The organism is Butyricimonas sp. BSD2780061689_150309_C8 (genome assembly GCF_015560935.1).
In the GTDB taxonomy this organism is placed as follows: domain Bacteria; phylum Bacteroidota; class Bacteroidia; order Bacteroidales; family Marinifilaceae; genus Butyricimonas; species Butyricimonas paravirosa.
This window is the reverse complement of record NZ_JADMSV010000013.1, coordinates 62,472-88,375: the sequence shown is the minus strand read 5'-3', so window position 1 is coordinate 88,375 and position 25,904 is coordinate 62,472. Positions and strand designations below refer to the sequence as shown.

Sequence of the window (25,904 nt, the reverse complement as noted above, 5' to 3'; positions counted from 1 at the left end):
TTGTTTTAAATTAATATATCCCGTGAATTATTCCACTCTTTCCTCTTAAAGGATTACGACAAGTGGATAGCGGGAGGAGCCCTTAGTGTTAATAATATAAGGTTAGGATCGTCATAGTGACCAAAATAGACATATTGTTTGGTTTTCGATCGATCGTCTGTTATTTTTAAATAAGGAGAGTTTGGAGAGGATATAACCTCCTCGTCTTCCATCGTCTGGCAATAGCATATCTCGTTTTTCCCGATCCGGTATTCGATAATTCTTTCTTGTCCCGGAATACCTTCCGGGAGTCTTATTTCAGTTTGTGCATAGAAACATATCACAAAGAACGCTGAAACAAGCAAATAAACGAATATGTTTGCCGATGGTCCGATAAAAAACATGGTGCAAATCTATAAAATAATTAGATAGGGATGATCAAAATTCTATGTGAACATCACTAATTAGAACTGTTCTAAATTTTTGCAAAATACAATTCGAGATGTTGCATTTATAAAAAAGATAACGATATTTGCACTCGATATAAAATTGTAACGATTACAAATAAGCAATGAATACAGTTGAAGGAACACGGGAGTATTTACTAAAATATAACATCAAACCATCCTTGCAGAGAATGGCAATTATGGATTATTTGATGGCACACCGGGTACATCCGACGGCTGACGAGATTTATAATGCTTTATATCCGACCATGCCTACTTTGTCTAAAACGACTATATACAATACGATGAAATTGTTCACGGAGCAAGGTGCGGTGAAAGCTCTCGTGATCGATGAAAAAAACGTGCGATTCGATATTGACACGTCGAGTCACGCTCATTTCATGTGCTTGGGATGTGGTTGCGTGTATGATCTTCCGGTTGAAAATCAGGATGCGATACAATTGGAAGGAGTAGGGGAATTGATTATTACAGAAATTCATCTTTATTACAAGGGGTATTGTAAAAAATGCGCCGAAGAGAAAAGAAAAAACATATTATTATAACATTTAAAAAGTGCGTTATGAAAAAATTTATCTGTACCGTATGTGGCTACGTTCATGAAGGAGATGAAGCTCCGGAAATCTGTCCTCAATGTAAACAACCGAAAAGCAAGTTTAAAGAATTAGTTGAAACCGAAGGTGCTTTGACGTTCGTTGACGAACATCGTCTCGGTGTAGCAAAAGGAGTTGATCCTGAAGTTCTCGAAGGATTGAGAGCGCATTTCAACGGGGAATGTTCAGAAGTCGGGATGTATTTGGCTATGAGTCGTCAGGCTGATCGTGAAGGTTATCCGGAGATTGCAGAGGCTTTCAAACGCTATGCTTTTGAAGAGGCAGAGCACGCGGCTAAATTTGCAGAATTATTGGGAGAATGTGTTTGGGATACCAAAACAAACTTGAAAAAACGTATGGAGGCAGAAGCTGGTGCTTGCGAGGATAAAAAACGTATTGCTACCTTGGCTAAAAAATTGGATTTGGATGCTATCCATGATACCGTTCATGAAATGTGTAAAGACGAAGCCCGTCATGGTAAAGGTTTCGAAGGTTTATACAATCGTTACTTCAAGTAATCTATTGTAGGTTACTTTATAAGATTAAAGAGATCGTCAAGGCTTAGACGATCTCTTTTTGTTAATAAAATAGTACATTTTTTATATGTATTTTATGTAACTTTACCTTATAAGTTCCCGTAATAACACTCGAAATTGAATTTAACACGGAGAATTGTATGAGAACTTATAGATGCGAAGACGTCACTTTATCAGATAGAGGAATTGATAGTAAAGGTTGGTTGTGTAATCCACAAGAAAAGGGTAAAAAACCGGCAATACTTGTTTTAGGCCCCAAAGATGCCTCGAATAACACGGTATTATTACAATATGCCACGCGATTGGCAAACTATGGTTTTGTCGTTTTAGGAATGGAGGAAACTCAAAATGTTAAAGCAGCCATTGATTATTTGAGTTTGAAAGATGAAGTTGATCCGAATAAAATGTACGCCATGGGAATATGTAACGGAACGAATGAAGTTCTGGCCAGTACAGAAGCGGAAAAACGATTGAAAGCTATCGCTTTAGTGGCAGGATGCTACAAACGCAAAGAGGCATCTCGAGTAAAAGTACCAACAATCGTTATTCACGGAGGTGAAAACGAAAAGGAGTACCAATCCGCTCAACGCGTGTACGACACAATCTGTGCGGAGGAAAAATTAGCGATATGGGAAGGTTCCGTTACTCATGCACAATATTTTGAAGATCCTCTTGTTCTGGATAAAACGGTAAGGAATGTCTTCCGCTGGTTTAAAACACATTGACAATCACACTATATTAGGAAAAAGCCGGCTCTAGTTGATAGAGGCGGCTTTATTGTTAGATTTATCCTTATCTATGGGTTATAACAACGTTATACTAGGGTTTTACCTATAAACGAGCATATTTGAAAGGCTCACCACCACTTGTAAAAATGATGAATGGCTCCATGTCCATGCCCTATTTGGTACCCGGCTGCCGTTTCTATGGCCCCGTGCAAATAATTCAAGGCTTTTTCCACGGCTATGTTCAAGGGAAAATCATGGGCTAAATAAGAGGCCACGGAGGATGATAAAGAACACCCGGTACCGTGTGTATTCGGGGTGATTATTTTCTTTGCCGGATAACGATATTCCAAATCATTCTCACAATCAATTAAAACATCTGTTATCTCTTCACATTCCAAGTGTCCGGCTTTTAATAAGACATTGCGAGCACCGATATTCTTCAATGCAGGAATGGAAAGATATAAATCTTCCTGAGAGCCTATTTTCTTTCCGGTGAGAATTTCTATCTCGTAAAGGTTGGGAGTGATCACGGTAGCCAACGGGAATAATTCCTTTTGCATCACGGCAATGGCCTCTTGCTGCACAAGCAGATCGCCTGAGGTCGCCACCATTACCGGGTCCACGACAATGTGCTTGATCGGGTAATCGGCTAATACTCTCGTGACGGCTTGAATCACTTCCACGGAATGTAACATACCAATTTTTACCGCATCCACGCCAATATCGTCTAAACAAGCCCTAATCTGGGCCTCTATGACATTCACGGGAAGAGGTTCAATGGCTCTCACACCTAATGTATTTTGAGCTGTTACGGCTGTAATGGCGGTCATGGCGAAACACCCGCAGGCGGAGATCGCTTTCAAGTCTGCTTGAACTCCGGCACCACCACCGCTATCGGAACCGGCTATAGATAATACTCTCTTGTAGGTTTTCATGACAAATAAAAGGTTTAGAATGATCGGGCATATAACACGAAAATCGTCGGGCGTTTATTTATATCCGGTTTCACGTGTTTCCAATCCTTTATTAACATGGTTTTTATGTATTCATTTTCTGTCGTAATATCACAGGCTATCGTGAGGCGTGTCGTGGGAGACAAGGTGGCTATCATATCCTCGAATAATTGCACGTTTCGATAGGGGGTCTCTATAAATAATTGTGTCCGGTTCTCCACGGCAGATTGTTTCTCATAAGTTTTCAACGTTTTAATGCGTTCAGGCTTAGCAATGGGTAAATACCCATTAAACGAGAAGTTTTGCCCGTTAGCCCCGGAGGCTATCAGAGCCAATAAAATAGAAGAGGGACCCACTAAAGGAATTACCTGATAATCGTGTTTATGGGCTAATGCTACCAATTCGGCTCCCGGATCTGCAATACCGGGACATCCGGCCTCGGAGATAATCCCCATATCTTGATCGGCCAGATAGGGGAGATAGGTTTCAATATCTTTTATGTCCGAATGTTCATTCAGGTCTAAAAAAACGAGTTCATCAATATTTATCGCTTTATCTATTTTCTTTAAATAACGACGGGTATTTTTCACGTTTTCAGTTGCAAAAACTTTGATATTCTTAATGATATGAACTACATCATCAGGAATAACCCGCTCTATCGGTGTCTCCCCAAGTAAATTGGGGATCAAATATAATTTTCCCATAATAAAATGTTTGGGGCAAATATACAGGATTATTCCGAATCTTATTATTTTTGCATGACACAATAAAACGTTCTGTATGGAATTTTCGATGTCAGAATATAATTATTTTTCAGTCTTCAACAGATGAGAGTAACGATTTTAGGAAGTGGAACTTCACAAGGGGTTCCCGTTATTGCTTGCGAATGTCCTGTTTGTCAATCTACGGATGAGAATGACAAGCGTTTAAGGAGTTCTGCCATGATTGATATTGGGGATAAAAAACTAATTATAGACGCGGGACCTGATTTCCGAACACAGATGCTACGGGCGGGTGTAAAGGACGTGACAGCTTTGCTGCTGACACATGAACACAAAGACCATATCGGGGGACTGGACGATATTCGGGCTTTTAACTGGGTCAAAAATGGCGAGGTAGACATCTACTGTAACCAGAGAACGAAAGACGTTATCAGTAAGGATTATGACTACGCTTTCGCAGCATTCCGTTATCCCGGTGTACCTGAAATGAACATTCACGTGATAGATGAAGCCCCATTCTGGATTGGGGATATTAAAATAGAACCTATTACGGTGATGCACTACAAGCTCCCCGTGACGGCATTTCGTATTGATAACTTCGCTTATATCACGGATGCGAATTTCATATCGGAGGCAAGTATGAAAAAACTGAAAGGCGTCGAATACATGGTGATTAATGCCTTACGTAAAGAAGTCCACCTTTCTCACTTTACGCTGAATCAAGCCATTGATGTAGTGAAAACCTTACACGTGAAACAGGCCTACATCACGCATATCGGTCATCAGATGGGATTGCACGAAGAGGTCTCGCGGGAATTACCTGAAAATATACAACTGGCTCATGATATGTTATCATTTGAGTTCTAAAATCTTATTACTCGCTCCGGTTTCCTTTTTGTTAAATGCTTGCTGAAAGGCAAGAGTGAATGTGAATAAAAAAGGACTTAAAATTTCCGTTAATCCACTGTTTTTATTACATTTGTGGGATTTTAGTAATATAGGGGTGAAATTTAGAATAATGCCCTATAAAACAATGCGTTAATAGTGTAATTTAATATTATAAATGGAAAACGTCGGAGAAAAAATTATCAAGATCAACATCGAGGAGGAGATGAAATCTTCGTACATTGACTATTCAATGTCGGTGATTGTGTCGCGTGCATTACCTGATGTTAGGGACGGTTTGAAACCGGTACAGAGAAGGGTATTATATGGAATGAGCGAATTGGGTGTTACGTCTGGTAAACCATTCAAAAAGTCAGCGAGAATTGTCGGAGAGGTACTCGGAAAGTACCACCCTCATGGTGATAGCTCGGTTTACATGGCGATGGTACGTATGGCCCAAAGTTGGTCTTTACGTTATCCGCTGGTTGACGGACAAGGAAACTTCGGTTCCGTGGATGGAGATAGCCCCGCGGCAATGCGTTATACTGAGGCTCGTTTGATGAAGGTAACCGAGGACACGTTGGTGGATTTGGATAAGGATACCGTGGACATGATTCCGAACTTCGACGAATCATTAAAAGAACCCAGCGTTCTACCCACTAAAATTCCGTTGTTACTCGTGAATGGTGCGTCAGGTATTGCGGTTGGAATGGCTACTAATATGCCTCCCCACAATCTGCGTGACACGATCGATGCTATTTGTGCTTATATTGATGACCGGGATATTGAAATAGATGACTTGATCCAGATCATAAAAGCTCCGGATTTCCCTACGGGAGGAACAATTTACGGGTATGCCGGGGTGAAAGAGGCATATCACACGGGAAGAGGTCGCGTGGTTGTGCGTTCGAAAACATCCGTGGAGACAACTCCTCATGGCCGGGAAAAACTGATCGTTCACGAAATTCCTTATATGGTCAACAAGGCAGAATTGATTTCTCGCATTGCTGATCTGGTGAACGAGAAAAAAATAGATGGTATCTCTAATATCAATGACGAATCCGACCGTAGCGGTATGCGTATCGTTATTGATTTGAAAAAAGATGCTATTGCCAATGTCGTACTGAATACATTATTAAAACATACGGCTCTTCAAACTTCTTTTGGGGTGAACAACATCGCGCTCGTGGGAGGTAGACCCCGTTTGTTGAATTTGAAGGACTTGATCCGGTTATTCGTGGAACATCGTCATGATGTCATTACACGGCGTACTCAATTTGAATTAAAGCAAGCGGAAGACCGGGCTCACATTCTGGAAGGTTTGATCATTGCCAGTGATCATATTGACGAAGTAATCCGGATTATCCGGGCATCTAAAACTCCGGAGGAAGCGAAGAATAATTTGATTGAACGTTTCTCCTTGACGGAGGTACAAGCTCGTGCTATCGTTGAAATGAGATTACGTCAACTAACAGGTCTGGAGCAAGATAAGCTAAGAGCCGAGTATGACGACATCATGAAATTGATCGAGCATTTGAAAGAAATTCTAGCTAGTTTAGAATTAAGAATGCAAATTATCAAAGATGAGCTACTTCAGGTGAAAGCTCAATATAACGATGAGCGTAAAACAGACATCGTTTATGCCTCTGAAGAATTCAACCCAGAAGATTTTTATGCCGATGAAGAAATGGTAATCACTATTTCTCACATGGGATATATCAAACGGACTCCGCTATCCGAATACAAGGTTCAAAATCGCGGGGGAGTAGGTTCGAAAGGATCTGCCACGAGAGATGAAGATTTCCTTGAACACATGATTATGGCCACGATGCATAACACTATGTTGTTTTTTACTGAAAAAGGAAAATGTTTCTGGCTGAAAGTATGGGAAATCCCGGAAGGAACTAAACAATCCAAGGGTAGAGCTATCCAGAATTTATTGAATATCGAGCCGGATGATAAGGTGAAGGCTTATATCAACATCCTCAATTTGAAAGATGAAGAGTATATTAATAATAACTATATTGTATTATGCTCGAAACAAGGTATTGTGAAAAAAACAACCTTGGAAGCCTACTCTCGTCCGAGAGCGAATGGTGTGAATGCAATTACAATTAAAGACGGGGATCAACTGTTGGATGCAAAAATGACCAATGGTAAATGTGACATCATGATAGCGGTCAAATCCGGTAAAGCCATCCGTTTCCCGGAAGAAAAAGTTCGTCCGATGGGTAGAACTGCATCCGGGGTAAAGGGTATCTCGCTGGATAACGAAGGAGACGAGGTAATCGGTATGATTTGCATTGAATCCGGTAAATCCGACGTGTTGGTTGTGTCTGAAAATGGATATGGAAAACGTTCCAGTATCGAGGATTATCGTATCACCAATAGAGGTGGTAAGGGTGTTAAGACCATCAACATGACGGAAAAAACAGGTAACCTGATCGCCTTGCTTGACGTTACGGATGAAGATAACTTGATGATTATTAACAAGTCAGGATTGACGATAAGACTGGATGTTAGTACCTTGAGAGTTATGGGACGTAACACGCAGGGAGTGAGATTAATTAATTTGAGAAATGATGATGCTATTGCAGCAGTAGCGAAAGTATCCGCTTCGAAAGAAGAGAATCTTCCGGAAGAAGGGCAGGAGGGAACAGAAGTAGCAGATTCGAATGATGAAGAATAATTATTTACACATGATATCTAATTGGAACACAAATTTTTAACGTATGAAAAAACTATCTTTTATCATTGCCCTTCTGCTTTGCGTGAATATATCTTTCGCGCAAAAGGGGAAAGTAACATCGGCTGTTAGCTTTTTCACGCAGGGAAAGCTGGATAAAGCGAAAGAGCTGATAGATGAAGCTATTGGCCATGAGAATTGCGTAAACTGGGCGAAAGCTTATATGGTTAGAGGACAAATCTATCAAGCGATTTTCGAAACTCAGGATGAGAATTACAAAAAACTCTCCAAAGATCCGTTAAGTGTAGCTTGGGACTCTTATCAAAAAGTTATCCAACTGGACGATAAGAATAAATTCGAGAAAGATTTAAAGACCCAGTATGCTAACTTGGTTATAGACTTTACTAACCAAGGTGTTGTTTGTTACAATCAAGGAATGAAAACAGATGATACCAAAGATTTTAAAGATGCTGTAAACAATTTTAAACGAGTATTGGAAATCAATGAATCCCCGTTAGGAACACAAAAAGTAGACACGACCGTTATCTATAATGCCGGAGTTGCTGCACACAAAGCCGGAGATCTGGATGAAGCAATTAAATTCTATAAGAAATCTCTGGAATTGAATTATGAAGCCGGAAAGATTTATGCGATGGTGGCAAATATCCTTTTAGGACAAAGCCGTGCCGCTAACGAGGCCGGAGATTCTGTTACTGGAAAAGCAAAACAGGAAGAAGCTGTTAATTTCTTACATGAAGGACACAAATTGTATCCGGATGATAACTATATGCTGGTTGAGTTAATCAACTATTACTTGATGGGTGATACTCCGGCTAAAGCTGAAGAGTTCCTGGATGCTGCCATTAAACAAGAGCCGAATAAAGCTGAATATTACAGAGCTAAAGGATCTTTATACGAAAAATTGAATCAACCGGAAAAGGCTGAGGCAATGTATATCAAGACTTTGGAACTGAATCCGAATGATTTCTTCGCACAATATAACTTGGGTAACATTCATTTGAACCGGGTTATTGAAGATCATAAAGTTGTACAGGATATCGTTGATGCAAAGGAATATAACGCCGCCTTGGATAAGGTTATGGAGAAATATGAGGCTGTAATTCCTTATTTTGAAAAAGCATTAGAATTGAATCCTAATGACAAGAATACGTTGACTACGTTGAAAGAATTATATTTCCGCTTGAGAACAAAAAATAAAGTTTATCAAGAGAAGTATGACAAGACAATGGAGGCTTTGAATAGCTTGTAAATATCACAAGAAGAAGGAGATACACATTCGTCCTTCTTCTTTTTTGTGTTTAAATATTAACATAAGGTTAATTATAAGACAAATATTATAATAGAAGAAAAGAGTACTTTTTCTTTTCATGATCCTTTAAAAGTTACTATATTTGTAAGTTACAAAATAAATATTTCATTCATCTAAGAAAATTATTCATGCAAAATAAAGTTGTAATTATTACAGGAGCTTCTTCTGGCATAGGTAAAGCGCTTGTTTATGAATTTGCAAAACGTGGAGCAAAAATTGCCATGGGAGCTCGGAATTTGGATGAATTACAGAAAATCGAGACAGATTTAAAATCTCGGGGTATTGATGCCCTTTCCGTTCAAACGGATGTTACTCGGGAGTTGGATTGTAAAAATCTGGTTGAGAAAACTGTTGAACGATTTGGTAAAATTGATGTTCTTGTAAACAATGCCGGAATATCCATGCGTGCGCTATTTGAAGATTTGGAACTGGATGTCATCCGGCGTTTAATGGATGTGAATTTTTGGGGAACGGTTTATTGTACCAAATTTGCTCTACCTTATATATTAAAAACAAAAGGTAGTTTAGTCGGAATTATCTCTGTTGCCGGTTTCTTGGGACTACCCGGAAGAACCGGATATTCTGCTAGTAAATTTGCCGTGCGCGGATTCTTGAATACATTGCGAGTTGAGAATTTAAAGAAAGGATTGCATGTTCTTGTTGCCGCTCCGGGATTCACGGCGTCTAACATACGAAAAACAGCTTTAGTAGCAGACGGACATCAACAAGGCGATAGCCCGCGGGCAGAAAATAAAATGATGAGTGCAGAAAGATGCGCTCAAATAATTGTAAATGGTGTTGTGAAACGCAAACGGGAAATTGTGATGACACTGGTTGAAGGAAAAATATCCGTGTTTTTAAGCAAGTGGTTCCCTAGCCTGTTGGATAAACTTGCTTACAGCCACATGGCTAAAGAACCTGATTCACCGTTTAAATAACGAAAAAAAGCACATGAGGAATCTTGTACTTGTTACTTTTATATTTCTATTATCTATAAATTCACTTTTTGCCCAGAAGAGAGAACATATACGTGTTGTGCCTAAATTGTCACATTCTTACGTGTTACCATTGAAACATAACAAGAGAGATTCTCTTTATCATACACGGCCTCAGCTCAAGTATATTTATTTACGCCATAAAAATCAACATATTGATGATCCGCTTGTTCGTTATGCATTGGATAACTTGAAGAAAGAAAGAATGAAATATTATGAGTTATACAAGGCCATCAACACGTTAAGTGATTACGCTGAAAACGAACATATTAAATATATGCTCAATTACGTGAGAAACTACTTTGAAACGGTACAGGCAAAAGAAGAAGCGATTCGTCAAATTGAAGATCGTATTAAAAGAGACAGTGTCGATTTTTATAAAGAACACCCGGAAGATTCCGTACAATACGATAAACTGTTGAACCAGAACTTGAAAGCCTTACTCTCTTTTATGGATCAGGACGTGAATTATCAATGGTTGAAGGAGAAAAGTCGTGATTCCGTACAAATCACCTTACTATCAGCCTCTAATCGTCCTAAAAACTTGTGGCTTAATACCGGTAAAACACAATATTATCGTTTTATGGCAGAGAATTTTATTGGTGACACCATAGGAACCTGGGTGAAGGTAATGCCGCGAGGAAATCAACTGAAATTCTTCCTGGATGAAAATGTTTATCAATATCAGAAATATTCAGAGCCTAAAGAAATTGTTGAGGAATGTCTTCTGGAAGCCCCTGACTCAATGTATTTTGTACTATCGGAAATGAAAATTGGAAAAATAACCAAAAGGCGCTGGATGTACTATTCTGACGTAACCTTCTCTTTCGGACAGGGTTTTATCAGTAGTAACTGGGCCAGTGGCGGTGAAAACTCTCTGTCAATTCTCTCCGATATAAAGTATTTTGCAACGTATAAAAAGAATAACACGACGTGGGAAAACTCGATCCGTTATCGCTTGGGAGCCTTAAAAAGCGGTAGCGAAGATTTGAGTAAAAATGAAGATAAGTTGGAACTCCAATCGAAACTGGGAATAAAGGCTTTTAAACATTGGAATTACGCCACACAGTTCGATATGAATACCGTATTGTTCAAGACAAAGAATAATCCGGACAAAGAGGTTATTGCAGCCTTTTTGACTCCGGGAAATTTTACCTTATCTCTAGGTTTGGACTATAAACCCAAAAATAACATTTCTTTATACCTGTCCCCTATCGCCGGACAATGGGTATATATGCGTGATACAAACCTCGTTGCTCCCAGCCGTTACGGTTTGGAAACAGGAAAAAAATTTAAAAGTGATGCGGGTGCTAAAATTGAATTAAAAAACCAGCATGAACTTTTCAAGTTCCTGAAAATAGACAATCATCTGATTATATTTTCCAGTTACTATGAACAACCGGAAAAATTGACATTAGACTGGCGGTTAACGCTGAACTTTAAAATCAATTATTTCATGCAGACTTCCGTCTATGCTAATGCTGTTTATAACCAGAATGATTCGAAAAAGATACAATTGAAACAAACATTAAACTTAGGAGTATATTTTAGATTTTAAAGCATATGATGAATTTTGAATCCTGTGAGATCAATAATATCGTGATCCATGACATCGGCAATAAATACGAGGACGGAAAATTACGTCTCTCCGAATCTTGCTTTTTACCGGATGATATGGATGTTCACAACCTACTTAAAAGCTATTTTCTTGCACCTTTTAAGAAGGACGCCTATTACCGGTTTGCACCTATTGAAGATAATTTATATCACAATCTGGTGTACAATGCGGTTAATTCTATTTTCGAGGATAACACGAATTTTTACGAGGCTTCGTTGAATATCGCTCAACATTTATTCGACCAGTCAAACCATCCAAACATAAAAGCCGGAGAGTTATACATGGTCCATTTCAAGAATTGCGTGCTGGAAGAAGGCCCTTGTGATGCTATCGGTATTTTTAAATCAGAAACGAAAGATACTTTCTTGAAAATTATCATGAATGATAATAGCTATCAACTGGAAAGCGAATCGGGTATTAATATCAAAAAACTGGATAAAGCTTGTTTGGTCTTCAATGTCGAGAGTGAAAACGGTTACCGGGTAAGTATTTTGGACAAGACAAACTCCACGGAGGCTGTTTACTGGACGACCGATTTCTTGGGATTGGAACAATGCGAAGATAACTATTTCCAGACATCCAATTACTTGAAACTCTGCAAAGATTTTGTTCAAGAGGTTTATAATCAGGAAAATGATATTCCCAAAGCAGACCAGATCGATATGCTTAACCGTTCGATTGATTATTTCAAAAAAGCGGATACTTTCAATGAAAACTTGTTCAAAGAGGAAGTTGTTTCCGACCCGCAGATTATTGATGCTTTTGAGAATTTCAAAAACTATTATGAAGAAAAGAACGAACTCGCGTTAAAAGACCAGTTTGATGTATCAAATAGTGCGGTAAAAGACGAAAAAAGATACTTTAAACACGTGTTGAAATTGGACAAGAACTTTCATGTTTATATTCACGGACAAAAAAAATACATCGAAAAAGGGTATGACTCGGACCGGGATATGAATTATTACAAGCTGTATTTTAGAGAAGAAAACTAACACTTCCTGCCTATGAATAAAAAAATCAGGAGATTTGTTATCATATTAGGAGTACTGGCAATAATCTTTCTCGCTTGTGTGGGATTGGGATATTACTATATTCTAGCTCCAAACACGAGTGTCAAAGATGACGGTATTGTTTACTTGCGCGATAGTAGCACTATATCACAAGTGCTTGATTCCTTGCGACGACATGGGTATATTGAAAATACGCACACCCCCAGCATGGTTGCCAAGCTAAAACGATTTTCTTCACCCGTGAAACCCGGAAGATATAAAATTCAGGACGGGATGAATAATAATGAGTTGATCAACATGTTCCGTTCCGGTAACCAATACCCGGTTTACTTCACGTTTAATAATATGCGAACGCTGGCTGAATTTGCCGAGCAAGCTCATGGAGAATTAGGTACTTCCAAAGAAGAATTGCTAACGCTACTGAAAGATGCTGATGTGCTTGCCGATTTAGGATTTGATTCTACTACGATTATGGCCATGTTTATCCCTAATACCTATCAGATCTATTGGAATACCCCGGCTCTTGATTTGTTGAAACGAATGAAAAGAGAATACCATCGTTTCTGGAATGAAGACCGAATGGCAAAAGCATCTGCAATTGGGCTTTCCCCGGAAGAAGTGATCACGTTAGCCTCTATCATCGAAGAAGAGACCGTGAAACCGGAAGAATACCCAGTCATCGCCGGCGTTTACATCAATCGGTTGAACCGGGGAATTAAATTGGATGCTTGCCCGACACTAAAATTTGTGTTGGGAGATTTCACGATAAGTCGTATCTTAGATCGTTACTTGAAGATTGATTCACCTTATAATACGTATATGTACGCCGGACTTCCCCCGGGACCGATCCGGATGGCTTCCATCAAGGTCATTGATAGCGTGTTGAATTATCAAAAACATGATTATCTGTATTTCTGCGCTAAAAGTGACTTTTCCGGGTATCATAATTTCTCGAAAACACTTCGGCAGCATAATATTTATGCCCGGGAGTACCATCAAGAATTGAATAAACGGAAAATATGGAGGTAAATGAAAGATTCTGAGATTGCTGATATTGAGACCAAGTGATTGAAAACAAGCGTTAGATCATGGGTGTGAATCACTTAATCTATAATCGCTAAATCACGAAATTAATAGGATCTAAAATCTAAAATGGTAAATTTCTTTGTAAATCCGAAGGAAAGTAGTAACTTTGCGGGCGATAAATAAATTTTTATTACATTAATGTATTAATAAACAATCAGTTATGTTGAATCATTACGAAACCGTTTTCATCACAACTCCCGTTTTATCTGAAATACAGGTAAAGGAAGCGGTAGAAAAATTCAAGGCTGTTATTACCGAAAATGGCGGTAATATCGAGCACGAGGAGGCTTGGGGTCTACGCAAGCTGGCTTATCCAATCCAAAAGAAAACGACAGGTTTTTATCACTTAATCCAATTCGAAGGAGAAGGTTCTCTAGTTGACAAACTGGAAACTTCTTACAGACGTGACGAAAAAGTGATTCGTTTCTTGACGTTCAGATTAGACAAGTATGCTTACGAGTATGCATTGAAAAGAAGAGCTAAAAATCAAGTAAAACAAGAGGAGAAATAAGCCATGGCACAGAACGAAAGCGAAATTAGATATTTAACCCCCCCAACGGTTGAAATCAAAAAGAAAAAGTACTGTCGATTCAAAAAAGCAAAAATCAAATTCATCGACTACAAGGATCCGGAATTTTTAAAGAAATTCTTGAATGAACAAGGAAAGATTCTTCCTAGAAGAATTACCGGGACTTCTGTAAAGTACCAAAAGAAAGTAGCAACCGCTGTGAAGAGAGCAAGACATCTTGCTTTGTTGCCCTACTTAACCGACTTGATGAAATAATTTTAAGGAAGGAGGACACAAATGGAGATAATATTATTGACAGATATAGCAAACTTAGGACATAAGGATGACATCGTTGATGTAAAACAAGGTTACGGACGTAACTACCTTATCCCTCAAGGTTACGCTATTTTAGCAACACCTTCAGCAAGAAAAGTTGTTGCAGAAAATTTAAGACAAAGAGCTCACAAAGAAGCTAAACTGAAAGCAGAGGCAGAAGAAATAGCAGCACAATTGGCTGAGGTTAAACTTACTATTGGAGCTAAAACCAGCTCTACCGGTAAGATCTTCGGTTCTGTTAACAGCATCATGATTTCTGAAAGTTTGAAGGAGAAAGGTTTCGACATCGACCGGAAGAAGATCGTGCTGAAAGATGTAAAAGAGATTGGAACTTACACCGCTCTTATCAAACTTCACAGAGAAGTGAAAGTTGATGTTGAGTTCGAAGTAGTTTCCGAATAATTAAAACGAGTCATTAACAAGACTTAAACGTATTTCCAAACATATTCCAAACGCTAAAAGCACCCCCAAAGGGTGCTTTTTTTACGAAAAGTCTTATCTTTGTATATATTTTGGAAGGACATATATGAGTAAGCAGAGCATTGAGTTGAAAGGAGTACGGGTTCACAACCTGAAAAATATAGATCTGAATATCAAGTTAAACCAGTTTGTCGTGATTACCGGAGTTTCCGGAAGTGGTAAATCTTCACTGGCTTTTGACACGTTATATGCAGAAGGACAAAGACGTTACGTTGAAAGCTTGTCTTCCTACGCGCGTCAGTTTTTGGGAAGATTGAATAAACCGGAATGTGACTACATTAAAGGAATCCCGCCTGCCGTGGCGATCGAGCAAAAAGTGAATACCTCGAACCCGCGTTCAACCGTGGGGACATCCACGGAACTTTACGATTATATCAAACTGTTGTATGCCAGAATCGGTAAAACCTACTCCCCTATTTCGGGTGAAGAAGTTAAGCGTCATAGCGTGGATGATATTTACTCGTATATTCTGGAAGGGCATACCGATCAGACGGTTGTTATCATGGCAAAATTAGCCGAGACGACAAATGAAAATCTTCCTCTTTTGATTAGTCAGGGATTCTCGCGAATAAAATACGGGGATGAGTTTATACGAATTTCCGACTTGATCGAGAAAAATATTCCGGTAGACTCTTCGAAAGAGATGTTTCTCGTGATAGACCGGACCCGGATAAATGACGAGAAAGACACGGTATCCCGGATCAAGGATTCCGTTGAGACAGCCCTTTACGAGGGAAACGGTACTTGCTACATTGATATTGATGGAGTAACACGTTCGTTCTCAAATAAATTTGAGGCCGATGGTATTGAATTCCAAATACCGACCATTAACACGTTCAGCTTTAACTCCCCCATCGGAGCTTGTCCGAAATGTGAGGGATACGGGAAGATACTCGGGATCGACGAGGATCTCGTGGTCCCCAACAAATCATTAAGTGTTTACGATGATGCGGTTATGTGCTGGCGGGGAGAAAAAATGAGCGAGTGGAAGCATTTTTTCGTACAACACGCTCACAAGATAAATTTTCCGGTACATACCCCTTATTTTGAGCTGACGGCCAAGGAGAAAGATCTTCTTTGGAATAGTGAAAACGGGATATACGCATTTTTTGAATACCTAGAGTCCAAAAAGTTTAAAATACAGAACCGTGTAATGATTGCCCGATACACGGGAAAGACCAAATGTCCGGTGTGTCACGGGACTCGTTTGAAAAAAGAAGCCACGTACGTGAAAATAAACAACCGGTCCATCACGGAACTCGTGGATATGCCCATCTCGGAACTGAAAGTCTATTTTGACAATCTTCAGTTATCCGAACACGATAAGACGATTGCCGCACGAGTCCTTCCGGATATTCATAACCGGATTGATTTTCTATTGGATGTTGGTCTTGGATACTTGACGCTAAATCGTTTATCCTCTTCATTATCCGGTGGAGAGTCGCAACGTATCAATCTGGCGACCTCGTTGGGTTCAGCTCTTGTCGGTTCCTTGTATATCTTGGATGAGCCGAGTATCGGGTTACATTCCCGGGATACGGATCGCTTGATACAGGTACTTCATCGTCTTCGTGATATTGGTAACACCGTGGTAGTAGTCGAACATGACGAGGATATTATTAAAGCCGCGGATGAAATTATTGATGTTGGTCCCCTGGCCGGGAGATTGGGTGGAGAAATCGTGTACCAGGGAACACTGAAAAACTTGAAGAAAGCGGACACTCTTACGGCAGATTATATATATGGAAAAAAGAATATTCCTGTTCCGGCAAAAAGGAGAAAATCAAATCGTTACATACTCCTTTCCGGTGCCACAGAAAATAACCTTAAGAATATTGATGTCAAAATTCCTTTGGGGATAATGACAGCCGTGACCGGGGTCAGTGGGTCGGGCAAGAGTACATTGATCAAGACAATTCTGGTTCCAGCTTTGAAAAAATATTATGGAGACTATTCCGACCGTACAGGAAGTTTCAACCGCTTAAGCGGGGACGTGGATTCTATTCATGGAGTGGAATTTATTGACCAGAATCCGATTGGTAAATCTTCTCGTTCTAACCCGGTTACTTATCTGAAAGCGTGGGATGATATACGTAAAATATTTGCTGACGAAAAATTATCGAAATTGAACGGTTTCAAACCGGCACATTTTTCTTTCAACGTGCCGGGAGGTCGCTGTGAAGAATGTCAGGGGGAAGGAATCATCAAGGTCGAGATGCAATTTATGGCAGATGTCTACTTGGAATGTGAACATTGTAAAGGAAAACGTTTCAAGGATGAAGTTCTGGAAGTAAAATACAAGGGCCTGAATATATACGATATTTTAGAGATGACCGTGAACCAGGCAGTTGAATTTTTCTCTTCCGGGACAAGTCATAGTGAGCGCAGTATCGTTAGCAAACTGCAAAAATTAATCGATGTAGGTTTGGGATATATAAAATTAGGCCAGGCATCCAGCACGTTGAGCGGTGGAGAGAGCCAGCGAGTAAAACTGGCTTACCATCTTAGCCAGGAAAACGCGGAACCTACCCTTTTCGTGTTTGATGAACCGACCACGGGATTACATTTTCATGATATTCATAAATTGATGGATTCTCTGAATGCCTTGATAGAGCGAGGACACACGGTACTAATTATTGAACACAACATGGATGTGATCAAATGTGCCGATAATATTATAGATTTGGGACCGGAAGGTGGAAGTGAAGGCGGGTATCTCGTTTTCGAGGGTACACCGGAGGAATTGATAACGTGTGAAGCCTCTTATACCGGGAAATATCTTGCAGAGAAATTGCAGGAGAATAAATAACAGATATTGCTCATTTGGAATATTTAAATATGAAGAAGTTAATAGATTTCACTGTTACTGAGAACAAAAGATTAAATCACGACACCATTTTGCTGGTGTTACATTCGGATGAATTGCCTGAAATTCAGCCGGGACAATTCGTGAATGTGCGGGTGGATCATTCTCCCTCGACTTTTTTAAGAAGACCGATCTCCGTGCATGACGTGGATGAATCACGCGGGTTACTTTACCTTTTTATCAAAATCGTGGGATGTGGAACATCAACTTTGGGCGAACTACAAATTGGTGATAAAGTGAACGTGATGCTACCTCTTGGTAATCATTTTTCTATCCCGACTTCCGGTAGACCTTTGCTTATCGGTGGTGGTTGCGGGGTGGCTCCCATGTTGCATTTGTCCCGGATCATGAAAGCACAGGGTTTATCGCCTGTCGTGTTGATTGGTACCCGAACAGATAAAGATATTCTTCGGAAAGAAGAGTACGAAAAATATGCCACGGTATACTATACAACTGAAGATGGTTCCTTCGGGGAAAAAGGATATGTCACGCAACATTCCGTTTTGAAAGAAAAATTCGATCATATCTTTTGTTGTGGTCCGGAAGTGATGATGAAAGCAGTTGCAGGGTATGCGAACCAAAATAACATCAATTGTGAAGTATCCTTGGAAAACACGATGGCTTGCGGTATTGGAGCATGCCTCTGTTGTGTAACCGACACGAAAGAAGGTCACAAATGCGTGTGTACGGAAGGTCCTATTTTCAATATAAAAGATTTAAAATGGCAGATTTAAATATAAATATCAACGGCTTACCCCTGAAAAATCCCGTGTTGACAGCATCCGGAACTTTCGGGTATGGAACTGAATTCCAGGATTTTATTGATTTAGAACGTCTAGGCGGGTTCATCGTGAAAGGAACAACGTTAAAACATCGTGAAGGAAACCCTTATCCCCGGATGGCCGAAACTCCTTCCGGAATGTTGAATGCCGTGGGATTACAGAATAAAGGTGTAGACTATTTCATCGAGCATATTTACCCGACGATAAAAGACATAAACAGTAATATACTGGTGAATGTATCCGGTTCAACTATTTCTGATTATGTTGCCACGGCAGAAAAAATCAACGCTTTGGATCATATTCCGGCAATCGAACTGAATATTTCTTGTCCTAACGTGAAAGAAGGTGGTATGGCTTTCGGAACAAGTTGTGTTTCGGCGGCTGAAGTAGTCAAGGAAGTTCGGAAAGTCTACAAAAAACACTTGATGGTTAAATTATCTCCTAATGTCACGAGTATACAGGAAATTGCCTTGGCTGTGGAAGGAGTTGGTGCAGATTCTGTATCACTCATCAACACGTTGATGGGAATGGCTGTCAATGTAAAAACTCGAAAACCTGTATTGAGTACAGTTACAGGAGGATTGAGCGGTCCCTGCGTGAAACCTGTTGCACTTCGTATGGTTTGGCAAGTTGCCAAAGTCGTGAAAATTCCAGTAGTTGGTTTGGGGGGAATAAGTTGCGCCAATGATGCGATAGAATTTTTATTGGCCGGAGCCTCGGCCATACAGATCGGTACGGCAAACTTTATCGATCCGACAATAACGATAAAAGTGATTGATGGAATTAACGATTACCTGGATCAGAACGGTTTTAAGTCTGTAAAGGAAATTATTGGCTTGATATAAAAAATAGAAAACAAAAGAAGGTGAGTCAAAAGTCCGTTCGATTTTATGGATTTTTGACTCATTCTCTTTATTCTTTCTCATAGTCCTCAAAACTGCCATCTTCAAAAAATAATATAATCCGTTTTATTTTTTTTGTCTGTTTCGTTAAAGACCTGACGGATGTTATCGGATCTCTTGTTTCTTCTGATTTTACATTTTTATCGGACATAATAGGTGTATTTTGTTTTTCCGTCGGTTCCATGTCAAATAACGTAGGCTCGGTTACTACCGGATTTTTTTCTTCTTGTATAGGAGAATTATCCATTGATCCGTTTCCTGTGATTAACCAAGTCAGATTGAGATCCGGAAATGTTTTAGCTATATTATTGATAATATCAAAACCGGGTTTATTCCTACCTGCAAGAATATGGGAAATTGTAGAGGCATTTACTCCAATCATGGCGGCAAACTTTGTTGCGGTCAATCCTTTTTTCTCGATAATTTGATTCAAACGTTCTTGCATAGGTCTGTTATTTTGTAAAATCAAGAGTTACAAATGTAATCATTCGTGTCGAGAAATCAAAATTACATTTGTAATCAACACGAATTACAAATGTAATCAATGATTCGTGATGATATTTGTCAATTTATATTCTATGGTTGTAATGTGCTTGTTATCAATATGATTCATAATATTTATATCTTTTTATTGTGCCGCTTATATTATGAAACCTTCTAATTATTAATAATCAACAATTTACATACATTCGTGACAGGAGATAATACTTATACTTAAACTTTATATTCGTGCTTAATAACCTCTAAATATTAGCGATTTACAATTCAAATTTAAATCTAATTAACAACGAACATATTCTGAATTTGTTATTATGGTTAAATCATCATTAAATATAAACATCATATATTATGCGTTTATTTATTGGAATTCAATATTATAAATTGATGTGTTTACAACTGTTAATCCGTAAAACGCCTTGAGTTAGCTGACACTTGTAATGATTACATTTGTGTACTCCTCTCCCCTTTTTGTAACAGCATGTGCATTACAAATGTAATACACAACTTCCGTCACGACGACTTTACAAATGTAATTTTCCTCTATTTTGTTATATTCAACAAAAACTCTACATTTGAGAAATAAAAAAATATAGTCATGAATATACCAGAGAAATTAATCGAATTAAGACGCATTATGGATCGAGAAAATATTGCGGCTTATATCATATCCGGAACAGATCCTCACAATAGCGAATATCTTCCCGCTCCATGGCAACAGAGAAAATGGATTTCCGGTTTTACCGGGTCATACGGTACTGTCGTGGTCACGAAAAACGAGGCTGGATTGTGGACTGACACCCGCTATTTTATTCAAGCAGAGAAAGAATTGGCTGGTTCCGGCATAAAACTCCATAAATTGCGTATTCCCGGTGCTGTCGATTATCCTCAATGGTTGGCTGAAGTGCTTGAATCTGGAACTAAAGTAGGAATTGATGGCTTTTGTATGTCTGTTAGTGATGTACGTAACCTGAAAAACGCATTAAGCCCTAAAAATATAACTATCCAAGAACAAATAGATTTGCTGGGAGAAATGTGGTTTGACCGTCCGGCTCTTCCCGTGGAGAAAATAATTCGTTTGGATACAAAATATGTTGGGGAATCTGCCGGAGAACGAATAGGTAAAATTCGTGAGTTTATACGCGATAATCATGGTGATGCCATGTTATTCAGTTGTTTGGATGAAATTGCTTGGTTATATAATATCCGTTGTAACGATATTGCCTATAACCCGGTAGCCATTTCTTACGCCATTGTAGAAAAGGATAAAGCTCATTTATTCATCAAATTAGACAAGATTTCTCAAGAAATAGAACAACAATTGGCAGAAGATGGGATTGAGTTACATGATTACCATCATTTGTTCCTCTTTCTGGATGAACAGAATAAAGAAAACACGTATTTCATTGATACTAATACTTGCAATTATGCTGTTTTTAATCATCTGGCGAAAAAATTCGAGGTACGTGAAATCGAATCACCTATTCCCTTGCTGAAGGTTGTAAAAAATACAACCGAGCTGGATGGATTTAGATTAGCTTGCCGGAAAGATGGAGTTGCGTTATCCAAATTCTATTATTGGTTGGAAAATAGATTATCACAACAACCTATAACAGAACTGGAGGCAGCAGAACAATTAACTTGGTTCCGCTCTCAGGATAAGGAATACGTGTCGGATAGTTTTGGGTGTATTTCTGCCTATGGTCCTAATGCAGCCCTGCCACACTATTCCGCAACTCCGGAACAACAATCGGAAATACATCCCAAAGGATTATATCTTGTGGATTCCGGCGCTCAATATATGCACGGTACGACGGATATAACTCGTACGATGCCATTGGGAGAACTGACAGAATTGGAAAAAGAGGATTACACGCTTGTTTTAAAGGGTATGATTGATCTTAGTATGCTATATTTCCCGAAAGGATCGAAAGGATGTAATATTGATATAGTTGCTAGATTACCATTATACATGAATCTTCGAAATTTCGGACATGGAACTGGACATGGTGTAGGATATTTTCTCAATGTACACGAGGGACCGCAATCCATTCGCCCGGATTTGAAGAATCAAGAAATGTTGCCGGGTATGGTAACCTCTAACGAACCGGGATTGTACCGGGAAGGTTTACATGGAATCCGTCACGAGAACTTGATCGTGTGCCAACCCAAAGCGGTGAATGAATTTGGAGAATTCTATCAATTTGAAACAATAACTCTTTGTTATTTCGACACTTCCGCACTATTAACTAAACTTTTGAATCAAAATGAAATCGATTGGTTAAATGCTTACAACGAACGGGTTTATCAAGAAGTATCTCCTTATCTTGAAAAACAAGAAAAGGTTTGGTTGCGAAATAAGACAAAAGCAATTTGATAAGAATTAAGCGAGAGTTTGTTCCGAGATAAGTCACCATAAACGAATTATAGCCGTTTCCCCTACGTTTGAAACACGTGTGATGAAACGGCTATAAATTGCAGGGTTAATGTATGCAAACTTTTAGTCGTAACTTATGTTTTTATTCATACTAAATTAATTCATATAATTTTTTAATAATAAAGCCGGAAGAGAAAACTTCCGGCTTTATTATTAAAAAAAATCTTACTATTTTGTATAGGTATCGTAATCCCCTTCTTGTAATACAACAAAGTTGCCATAGTTAGTACCTGTAATGGCAGCTGCAGCAACAACTCGATATCTTCCTGCAGCAAGCTCTGCCGAACTAGATAGTAGATCACTTACATTAAGCGAAAGTTTGTAGTAATCCTTGTATGGCTCTTTTGTTTCAGGTGTTACTTTCTTTAAGTCAGCTTCACTCCAGTATTTTAATCCGTATTTCGTAAAATCATAACTATCTTTTTGTAAGAAAATATAATAATAATCAACCTCTTCAGCTAGTTTAAAATAAGCAGTAATTTTTCCATCATCACTACATTCAATTTTTGCATCTAATTCTCCCATTCCTTTGGATGCAGAAAGACTCATCCATGTTTGTGCAGTTTTTCCTTCGCTATTAGTGGCTTCTAGTGTGTATTGCCCAGTCACGTTTGTTAGTTTTGTTGCAAGCATCTGTTGCATATTCGGATCAGTTTGAACCCCCATTTTTTGATACCCTTCGATATCGGTTAATGAAACATTCGTTTTTCCATTAGAAATTTTACATCCATTAGTCATAGGCTCATTTGTATACGCAGCAATCATAGGAAAAAAGGTGGTAGGAGTAACTTGAATTATATATCCACCACCACCTATAAATTGAAAATCTGGATCATCACTATCCAAACAAGATGTCATTGCGAAAGCCGCAACCAATAAAATTACATACTGTTTTAAATTTAAGATTGTCTTCATTTTAGTTGTTTTATAGTTTTAAATATTCCGTGATTATCACCACATATTTTCATTTCACACTGCGAAGATTCGCAAAAAAACAATACGATGCAAAAAAAAAGACAGCTTTTTAGCTGATAATGATTTTTTTTCATTTTTTTCGCGTAGTGAACGCAACCATTTACAAAATAGCGCATCTAAGCAATAGTTATCAATGTGTAATTTGGACAAAATAGTAGACCGATGCAAAAAGGGAGACAGAAAAGCGGGAGAACAACTTTACCATATGTTCTCGGCTAAAATGTTTGCCGTATGTATCCAATACTCCAAATCACGCGAAGAGGCGGAAGATAATTTGCAAGATGGTTTTATCAAAGTGTTGGAGTCCATTGGCCAATACAAGGGAAAAGGATCTTTCGAAGGTTGGATGAAACGCATTTTCATCAACACGGCGTTAGAGAAATTCAGAAAAAATCGATCCGTGCAAGTTGTCGAAGAAGTTCCGGAAGTGGTGGATGAAGATGATGTTGATGATGACGTGAGCATACCTCCCGAGGTGCTGTTCGAGTTTGTCAATCAATTACCGGAGAAATACCGGCTGGTCTTCAACTTGTACGTCATGGAAGACATGCAACACAAGGAGATAGCAGCATTATTAGGTATATCCGACGGTACATCGAAATCTAACCTGGCACGGGCGAAAGAAATTTTGAAAAGGAAGATAAATGCATATTTGAGAGATGAGTGAGAAGATTGAGAAATTATTTAAAAACGCTTTGGAACAAGTTTCCGTTGAACCTCCAGCACGAGTGTGGGAAGGAATAAACTCCCATTTCGTGATGAAGCAAAGACGTCTAAGGCGAATTTACACGTATAGTGGTATTGCTGCAGCGGTAATATTATTGTTCGGCGTGGGATTTTTCATGCAAAGCAAACATACAAACATCTATACTCCGACATCTGTTGCCACTCTAAACTCAGACATTAACAATCAGGATAATAATAAGATACTAGCATTTACTTCCACCCCTCATTCAATACCAGAAATAAAGAAGAAAAGAGAAGAATATACCGTAGAGCATCTTGCTCCGCTTCCGGTTTCTACCTCTACTTTAACCAGTTTGGAGAACGAGCAGCCGGAAAGTGATTTGAAAAAAACATCCGTTCGTGCAGGGTTTATCCCTTTGGTAAATCAAAATGCGATAGAAAATCAACGTAAATACACGGAACTTTTGGATGGGAAAAATACACCCACGGTAAAGACTACCAATAAAGTAAAATCAGAAGATGCTAAAATGTTTACTGTAGGTGGATATGTCTCTCCCGGATATTCGTCCGGTAGCTATAAAACGAGTGGAACAAATGCCCGCTCCGCCCAGTATGAAAGTAGCCAGATGAGTGGTATTTTTAATGTAGGTGGAGGGTTGACTTTCGCCGTAAAACCGACTAAACGAATCTCTATAGAAACAGGTTTGGGGTATTCCCGTATGGGACAAAAGACGGATGATGCACAAGTGTATGTGCCTCGTTCCGATATGGTGTCATATAATGCTAACACTCATGCCTATACCCCACTTGGTAGCGTAAAAAACAAAGCCAATGCGACCGTTTCTTCTCCCGAAACCTTTGTTTCGTTAAAAACAGAACAGGATGAAGACGGAAGCATCGAGCAGCAATTCGATGCTATCGAGATTCCTTTAATTTTCCGTTATCATTTGAATGATAATAGAGTAAAATTTAGTGTGTTAGGTGGGTTTGGTGCCAGTTTTATGGTACGTAACCATACTTACGTGAATTACAATGGGAAGAAAGAATTTATGGGAGAAGCCGAGGACATCAGAACGTTTAATATCAGTACGAATATCGGTTTCGGTATCGAGTATCCCCTTTCAAAATCAATCCACATAAAAGTGGAACCGGGATTCAAATATTATTTACAATCCTTGAGTAAGAGTGCAGAAATTGATTTTAAACCTTACTCGTTCACGTTCTCCACTGGAATCGGAATTAATTTCTAATTAATATTTACGATTTAATATCTCGCTGGAAATTATCGCTTGACGAATATCAAAATCAAAATGTTCGGTAATTGAATTGTTTGGTTGCTCGTTAGACTCTTCGTCATCTTTAAAGAGAACCACCTCTTTCTTAGTCCGTCCTCTTCTGGCTTGTTGCAGTTGTTCAAGCATGGCATAACGTTCTTCATCTGTTTTACCAAAATTATTCACGTTTATCTCTCTCCCCGCTCTTTCTACAAGTTCATCGCTATTAGATATAGGAGCAAGAACAGGTTCCGGAGATGGGATTTCCGGTTCTTGTGAAATCACGACAATCTCATCATCCAAATCATCATGTTCTTCTTCCGGAAGATGAAATTCGGGAGGTGTATTTTTTGCTTTTTTCTCCTTGGAAGCCTTAAACCAGCCTATTGCACTCGCACCTAACGTCAACAGTAAGTAAACAATTAAATCAACACCTTTATCGCTCATAATATCAACAAATAAATTATTCCGAAACCTTTAATAATATCCAATTATTTATCAAATATACTGTTTTTTTGAACACGGGAAAGCGATCGCAAGAAAAATATTGCACGAAACGCTTTTTTATATAAAA

General features: G+C 38.9%; 25 protein-coding genes. 19 read left to right on the top strand and 6 right to left on the bottom strand.

Annotation, left to right across the window (positions count from 1 at the left end; translation table 11 throughout):
• Positions 1-53 precede the first annotated feature (53 nt).
• Positions 54-383 (bottom strand): hypothetical protein, encoded by a 330-nt coding sequence (locus tag I2I33_RS11405; RefSeq protein ID WP_140402556.1) that lies wholly within the window; start codon positions 381-383, stop codon positions 54-56.
• Positions 384-550: 167 nt separating this feature from the next.
• Here I2I33_RS11405 and I2I33_RS11400 point away from each other — a divergent pair, with 167 nt between their 5' ends.
• From I2I33_RS11400 to I2I33_RS11390, 3 genes are all read left to right on the top strand, one after another.
• Positions 551-988 (top strand): Fur family transcriptional regulator, encoded by a 438-nt coding sequence (locus tag I2I33_RS11400; RefSeq protein ID WP_087420220.1) that lies wholly within the window; start codon positions 551-553, stop codon positions 986-988.
• Positions 989-1,005: 17 nt separating this feature from the next.
• Positions 1,006-1,554, top strand: coding sequence for an NADH peroxidase (locus I2I33_RS11395; protein WP_087420221.1), 549 nt, complete (start codon positions 1,006-1,008; stop codon positions 1,552-1,554).
• A gap of 158 nt (positions 1,555-1,712) precedes the next feature.
• Positions 1,713-2,297 carry an alpha/beta hydrolase gene (locus I2I33_RS11390; RefSeq protein WP_118302384.1) on the top strand — a complete coding sequence of 195 codons (585 nt, stop codon included), beginning with the start codon at positions 1,713-1,715 and terminating at the stop codon, positions 2,295-2,297.
• Between the two features lie 131 nt (positions 2,298-2,428).
• On the opposite strand, the gene thiD is transcribed toward I2I33_RS11390, so the two are convergent.
• Complete coding sequence (gene thiD / locus I2I33_RS11385) at positions 2,429-3,235, bottom strand: bifunctional hydroxymethylpyrimidine kinase/phosphomethylpyrimidine kinase (protein ID WP_087420223.1); 807 nt, start codon at positions 3,233-3,235, stop codon at positions 2,429-2,431.
• Between the two features lie 14 nt (positions 3,236-3,249).
• The gene (locus tag I2I33_RS11380) at positions 3,250-3,957 is read right to left on the bottom strand and encodes an SAM-dependent methyltransferase (RefSeq protein WP_209279499.1); all 708 of its coding nucleotides are present in this window, start codon (positions 3,955-3,957) and stop codon (positions 3,250-3,252) included.
• Positions 3,958-4,080: 123 nt separating this feature from the next.
• On the opposite strand from I2I33_RS11380, the gene I2I33_RS11375 reads away from it, so the two are divergent.
• The 13 genes from I2I33_RS11375 to I2I33_RS11315 all read left to right on the top strand — a co-directional run bounded on the left by I2I33_RS11375 (position 4,081) and on the right by I2I33_RS11315 (position 19,402).
• On the top strand, positions 4,081-4,842 hold the full coding sequence (locus tag I2I33_RS11375; RefSeq protein ID WP_087420224.1) for an MBL fold metallo-hydrolase: 762 nt from the start codon (positions 4,081-4,083) through the stop codon (positions 4,840-4,842).
• Positions 4,843-5,038: 196 nt separating this feature from the next.
• On the top strand, positions 5,039-7,549 hold the full coding sequence (gene gyrA / locus I2I33_RS11370) for a DNA gyrase subunit A (RefSeq protein WP_087420225.1): 2,511 nt from the start codon (positions 5,039-5,041) through the stop codon (positions 7,547-7,549).
• Positions 7,550-7,592: 43 nt separating this feature from the next.
• Entirely contained in the window at positions 7,593-8,816 is a 1,224-nt protein-coding gene (locus tag I2I33_RS11365) for a tetratricopeptide repeat protein (RefSeq protein WP_027202448.1), read from the top strand.
• Positions 8,817-9,004: 188 nt separating this feature from the next.
• On the top strand, positions 9,005-9,814 hold the full coding sequence (locus I2I33_RS11360) for an SDR family oxidoreductase (protein WP_087420226.1): 810 nt from the start codon (positions 9,005-9,007) through the stop codon (positions 9,812-9,814).
• Between the two features lie 13 nt (positions 9,815-9,827).
• Complete coding sequence (locus I2I33_RS11355; RefSeq protein WP_087420227.1) at positions 9,828-11,429, top strand: DUF3078 domain-containing protein; 1,602 nt, start codon at positions 9,828-9,830, stop codon at positions 11,427-11,429.
• A gap of 5 nt (positions 11,430-11,434) precedes the next feature.
• The gene (locus tag I2I33_RS11350; RefSeq protein ID WP_087420228.1) at positions 11,435-12,481 is read left to right on the top strand and encodes a nucleoid-associated protein; all 1,047 of its coding nucleotides are present in this window, start codon (positions 11,435-11,437) and stop codon (positions 12,479-12,481) included.
• 12 nt (positions 12,482-12,493) lie between these two features.
• Entirely contained in the window at positions 12,494-13,528 is a 1,035-nt protein-coding gene (gene mltG / locus I2I33_RS11345; RefSeq protein WP_087420229.1) for an endolytic transglycosylase MltG, read from the top strand.
• Positions 13,529-13,748: 220 nt separating this feature from the next.
• Positions 13,749-14,096: a 30S ribosomal protein S6 gene (gene rpsF, locus I2I33_RS11340; RefSeq protein WP_204247534.1), complete on the top strand. Its 348-nt coding sequence runs from the start codon at positions 13,749-13,751 to the stop codon at positions 14,094-14,096.
• A 3-nt stretch (positions 14,097-14,099) separates the two neighbouring features.
• A complete protein-coding gene (rpsR, locus tag I2I33_RS11335; RefSeq protein ID WP_018336357.1) occupies positions 14,100-14,369 on the top strand; it encodes a 30S ribosomal protein S18 in 270 nt (89 codons plus the stop codon).
• 21 nt (positions 14,370-14,390) lie between these two features.
• Positions 14,391-14,831 (top strand): 50S ribosomal protein L9, encoded by a 441-nt coding sequence (gene rplI, locus I2I33_RS11330; RefSeq protein WP_087420231.1) that lies wholly within the window; start codon positions 14,391-14,393, stop codon positions 14,829-14,831.
• 124 nt (positions 14,832-14,955) lie between these two features.
• Positions 14,956-17,718 (top strand): excinuclease ABC subunit UvrA, encoded by a 2,763-nt coding sequence (gene uvrA / locus I2I33_RS11325; protein WP_087420232.1) that lies wholly within the window; start codon positions 14,956-14,958, stop codon positions 17,716-17,718.
• A 29-nt stretch (positions 17,719-17,747) separates the two neighbouring features.
• Entirely contained in the window at positions 17,748-18,509 is a 762-nt protein-coding gene (locus I2I33_RS11320; protein ID WP_087420233.1) for a dihydroorotate dehydrogenase electron transfer subunit, read from the top strand.
• Positions 18,497-19,402 (top strand): dihydroorotate dehydrogenase, encoded by a 906-nt coding sequence (locus I2I33_RS11315; RefSeq protein ID WP_087420234.1) that lies wholly within the window; start codon positions 18,497-18,499, stop codon positions 19,400-19,402. The genes I2I33_RS11320 and I2I33_RS11315 overlap by 13 nt, the downstream gene beginning before the upstream one ends.
• Before the next feature lie 67 nt (positions 19,403-19,469).
• Here the strand turns inward: I2I33_RS11315 and I2I33_RS11310 are convergent, their stop codons facing one another.
• Entirely contained in the window at positions 19,470-19,904 is a 435-nt protein-coding gene (locus tag I2I33_RS11310; RefSeq protein WP_087420235.1) for a helix-turn-helix domain-containing protein, read from the bottom strand.
• A 651-nt stretch (positions 19,905-20,555) separates the two neighbouring features.
• Here I2I33_RS11310 and I2I33_RS11305 point away from each other — a divergent pair.
• Positions 20,556-22,334: an aminopeptidase P family protein gene (locus tag I2I33_RS11305; RefSeq protein WP_087420236.1), complete on the top strand. Its 1,779-nt coding sequence runs from the start codon at positions 20,556-20,558 to the stop codon at positions 22,332-22,334.
• A 228-nt stretch (positions 22,335-22,562) separates the two neighbouring features.
• Here I2I33_RS11305 and I2I33_RS11300 read toward each other — a convergent pair whose 3' ends face one another.
• Entirely contained in the window at positions 22,563-23,309 is a 747-nt protein-coding gene (locus I2I33_RS11300; RefSeq protein WP_195666807.1) for a hypothetical protein, read from the bottom strand.
• Between the two features lie 193 nt (positions 23,310-23,502).
• Here I2I33_RS11300 and I2I33_RS11295 point away from each other — a divergent pair, with 193 nt between their 5' ends.
• Both I2I33_RS11295 and I2I33_RS11290 read left to right on the top strand, forming a co-directional pair.
• A complete protein-coding gene (locus I2I33_RS11295) occupies positions 23,503-24,036 on the top strand; it encodes an RNA polymerase sigma factor (protein ID WP_087420238.1) in 534 nt (177 codons plus the stop codon).
• Positions 24,029-25,306, top strand: a complete 1,278-nt coding sequence (locus I2I33_RS11290; protein WP_087420239.1) for an outer membrane beta-barrel protein — start codon at positions 24,029-24,031, stop codon at positions 25,304-25,306. The genes I2I33_RS11295 and I2I33_RS11290 overlap by 8 nt, the downstream gene beginning before the upstream one ends.
• Here I2I33_RS11290 and I2I33_RS11285 read toward each other — a convergent pair whose 3' ends face one another.
• A complete protein-coding gene (locus I2I33_RS11285; protein WP_087420240.1) occupies positions 25,307-25,777 on the bottom strand; it encodes a hypothetical protein in 471 nt (156 codons plus the stop codon).
• Positions 25,778-25,904 lie beyond the last annotated feature (127 nt).

Excerpts from the sequence above, each read along its gene's own strand:
- I2I33_RS11315 (WP_087420234.1), top strand. The coding sequence starts at position 18,497 with ATGGCAGATTTAAATATAAATATCAACGGCTTACCCCTGAAAAATCCC.
- I2I33_RS11350 (WP_087420228.1), top strand. The coding sequence starts at position 11,435 with ATGATGAATTTTGAATCCTGTGAGATCAATAATATCGTGATCCATGAC.
- I2I33_RS11320 (WP_087420233.1), top strand. The coding sequence starts at position 17,748 with ATGAAGAAGTTAATAGATTTCACTGTTACTGAGAACAAAAGATTAAAT.
- I2I33_RS11365 (WP_027202448.1), top strand. The coding sequence starts at position 7,593 with ATGAAAAAACTATCTTTTATCATTGCCCTTCTGCTTTGCGTGAATATA.
- uvrA (WP_087420232.1), top strand. The coding sequence starts at position 14,956 with ATGAGTAAGCAGAGCATTGAGTTGAAAGGAGTACGGGTTCACAACCTG.
- I2I33_RS11405 (WP_140402556.1), bottom strand. The coding sequence starts at position 383 with ATGTTTTTTATCGGACCATCGGCAAACATATTCGTTTATTTGCTTGTT.
- I2I33_RS11285 (WP_087420240.1), bottom strand. The coding sequence starts at position 25,777 with ATGAGCGATAAAGGTGTTGATTTAATTGTTTACTTACTGTTGACGTTA.
- I2I33_RS11360 (WP_087420226.1), top strand. The coding sequence starts at position 9,005 with ATGCAAAATAAAGTTGTAATTATTACAGGAGCTTCTTCTGGCATAGGT.
- rpsR (WP_018336357.1), top strand. The coding sequence starts at position 14,100 with ATGGCACAGAACGAAAGCGAAATTAGATATTTAACCCCCCCAACGGTT.
- I2I33_RS11395 (WP_087420221.1), top strand. The coding sequence starts at position 1,006 with ATGAAAAAATTTATCTGTACCGTATGTGGCTACGTTCATGAAGGAGAT.
- I2I33_RS11380 (WP_209279499.1), bottom strand. The coding sequence starts at position 3,957 with ATGGGAAAATTATATTTGATCCCCAATTTACTTGGGGAGACACCGATA.
- mltG (WP_087420229.1), top strand. The coding sequence starts at position 12,494 with ATGAATAAAAAAATCAGGAGATTTGTTATCATATTAGGAGTACTGGCA.
- I2I33_RS11375 (WP_087420224.1), top strand. The coding sequence starts at position 4,081 with ATGAGAGTAACGATTTTAGGAAGTGGAACTTCACAAGGGGTTCCCGTT.
- I2I33_RS11305 (WP_087420236.1), top strand. The coding sequence starts at position 20,556 with ATGAATATACCAGAGAAATTAATCGAATTAAGACGCATTATGGATCGA.
- I2I33_RS11390 (WP_118302384.1), top strand. The coding sequence starts at position 1,713 with ATGAGAACTTATAGATGCGAAGACGTCACTTTATCAGATAGAGGAATT.
- I2I33_RS11300 (WP_195666807.1), bottom strand. The coding sequence starts at position 23,309 with ATGAAGACAATCTTAAATTTAAAACAGTATGTAATTTTATTGGTTGCG.
- thiD (WP_087420223.1), bottom strand. The coding sequence starts at position 3,235 with ATGAAAACCTACAAGAGAGTATTATCTATAGCCGGTTCCGATAGCGGT.
- I2I33_RS11355 (WP_087420227.1), top strand. The coding sequence starts at position 9,828 with ATGAGGAATCTTGTACTTGTTACTTTTATATTTCTATTATCTATAAAT.
- I2I33_RS11295 (WP_087420238.1), top strand. The coding sequence starts at position 23,503 with ATGTGTAATTTGGACAAAATAGTAGACCGATGCAAAAAGGGAGACAGA.
- I2I33_RS11400 (WP_087420220.1), top strand. The coding sequence starts at position 551 with ATGAATACAGTTGAAGGAACACGGGAGTATTTACTAAAATATAACATC.
- gyrA (WP_087420225.1), top strand. The coding sequence starts at position 5,039 with ATGGAAAACGTCGGAGAAAAAATTATCAAGATCAACATCGAGGAGGAG.
- I2I33_RS11290 (WP_087420239.1), top strand. The coding sequence starts at position 24,029 with ATGAGTGAGAAGATTGAGAAATTATTTAAAAACGCTTTGGAACAAGTT.
- rplI (WP_087420231.1), top strand. The coding sequence starts at position 14,391 with ATGGAGATAATATTATTGACAGATATAGCAAACTTAGGACATAAGGAT.
- I2I33_RS11310 (WP_087420235.1), bottom strand. The coding sequence starts at position 19,904 with ATGCAAGAACGTTTGAATCAAATTATCGAGAAAAAAGGATTGACCGCA.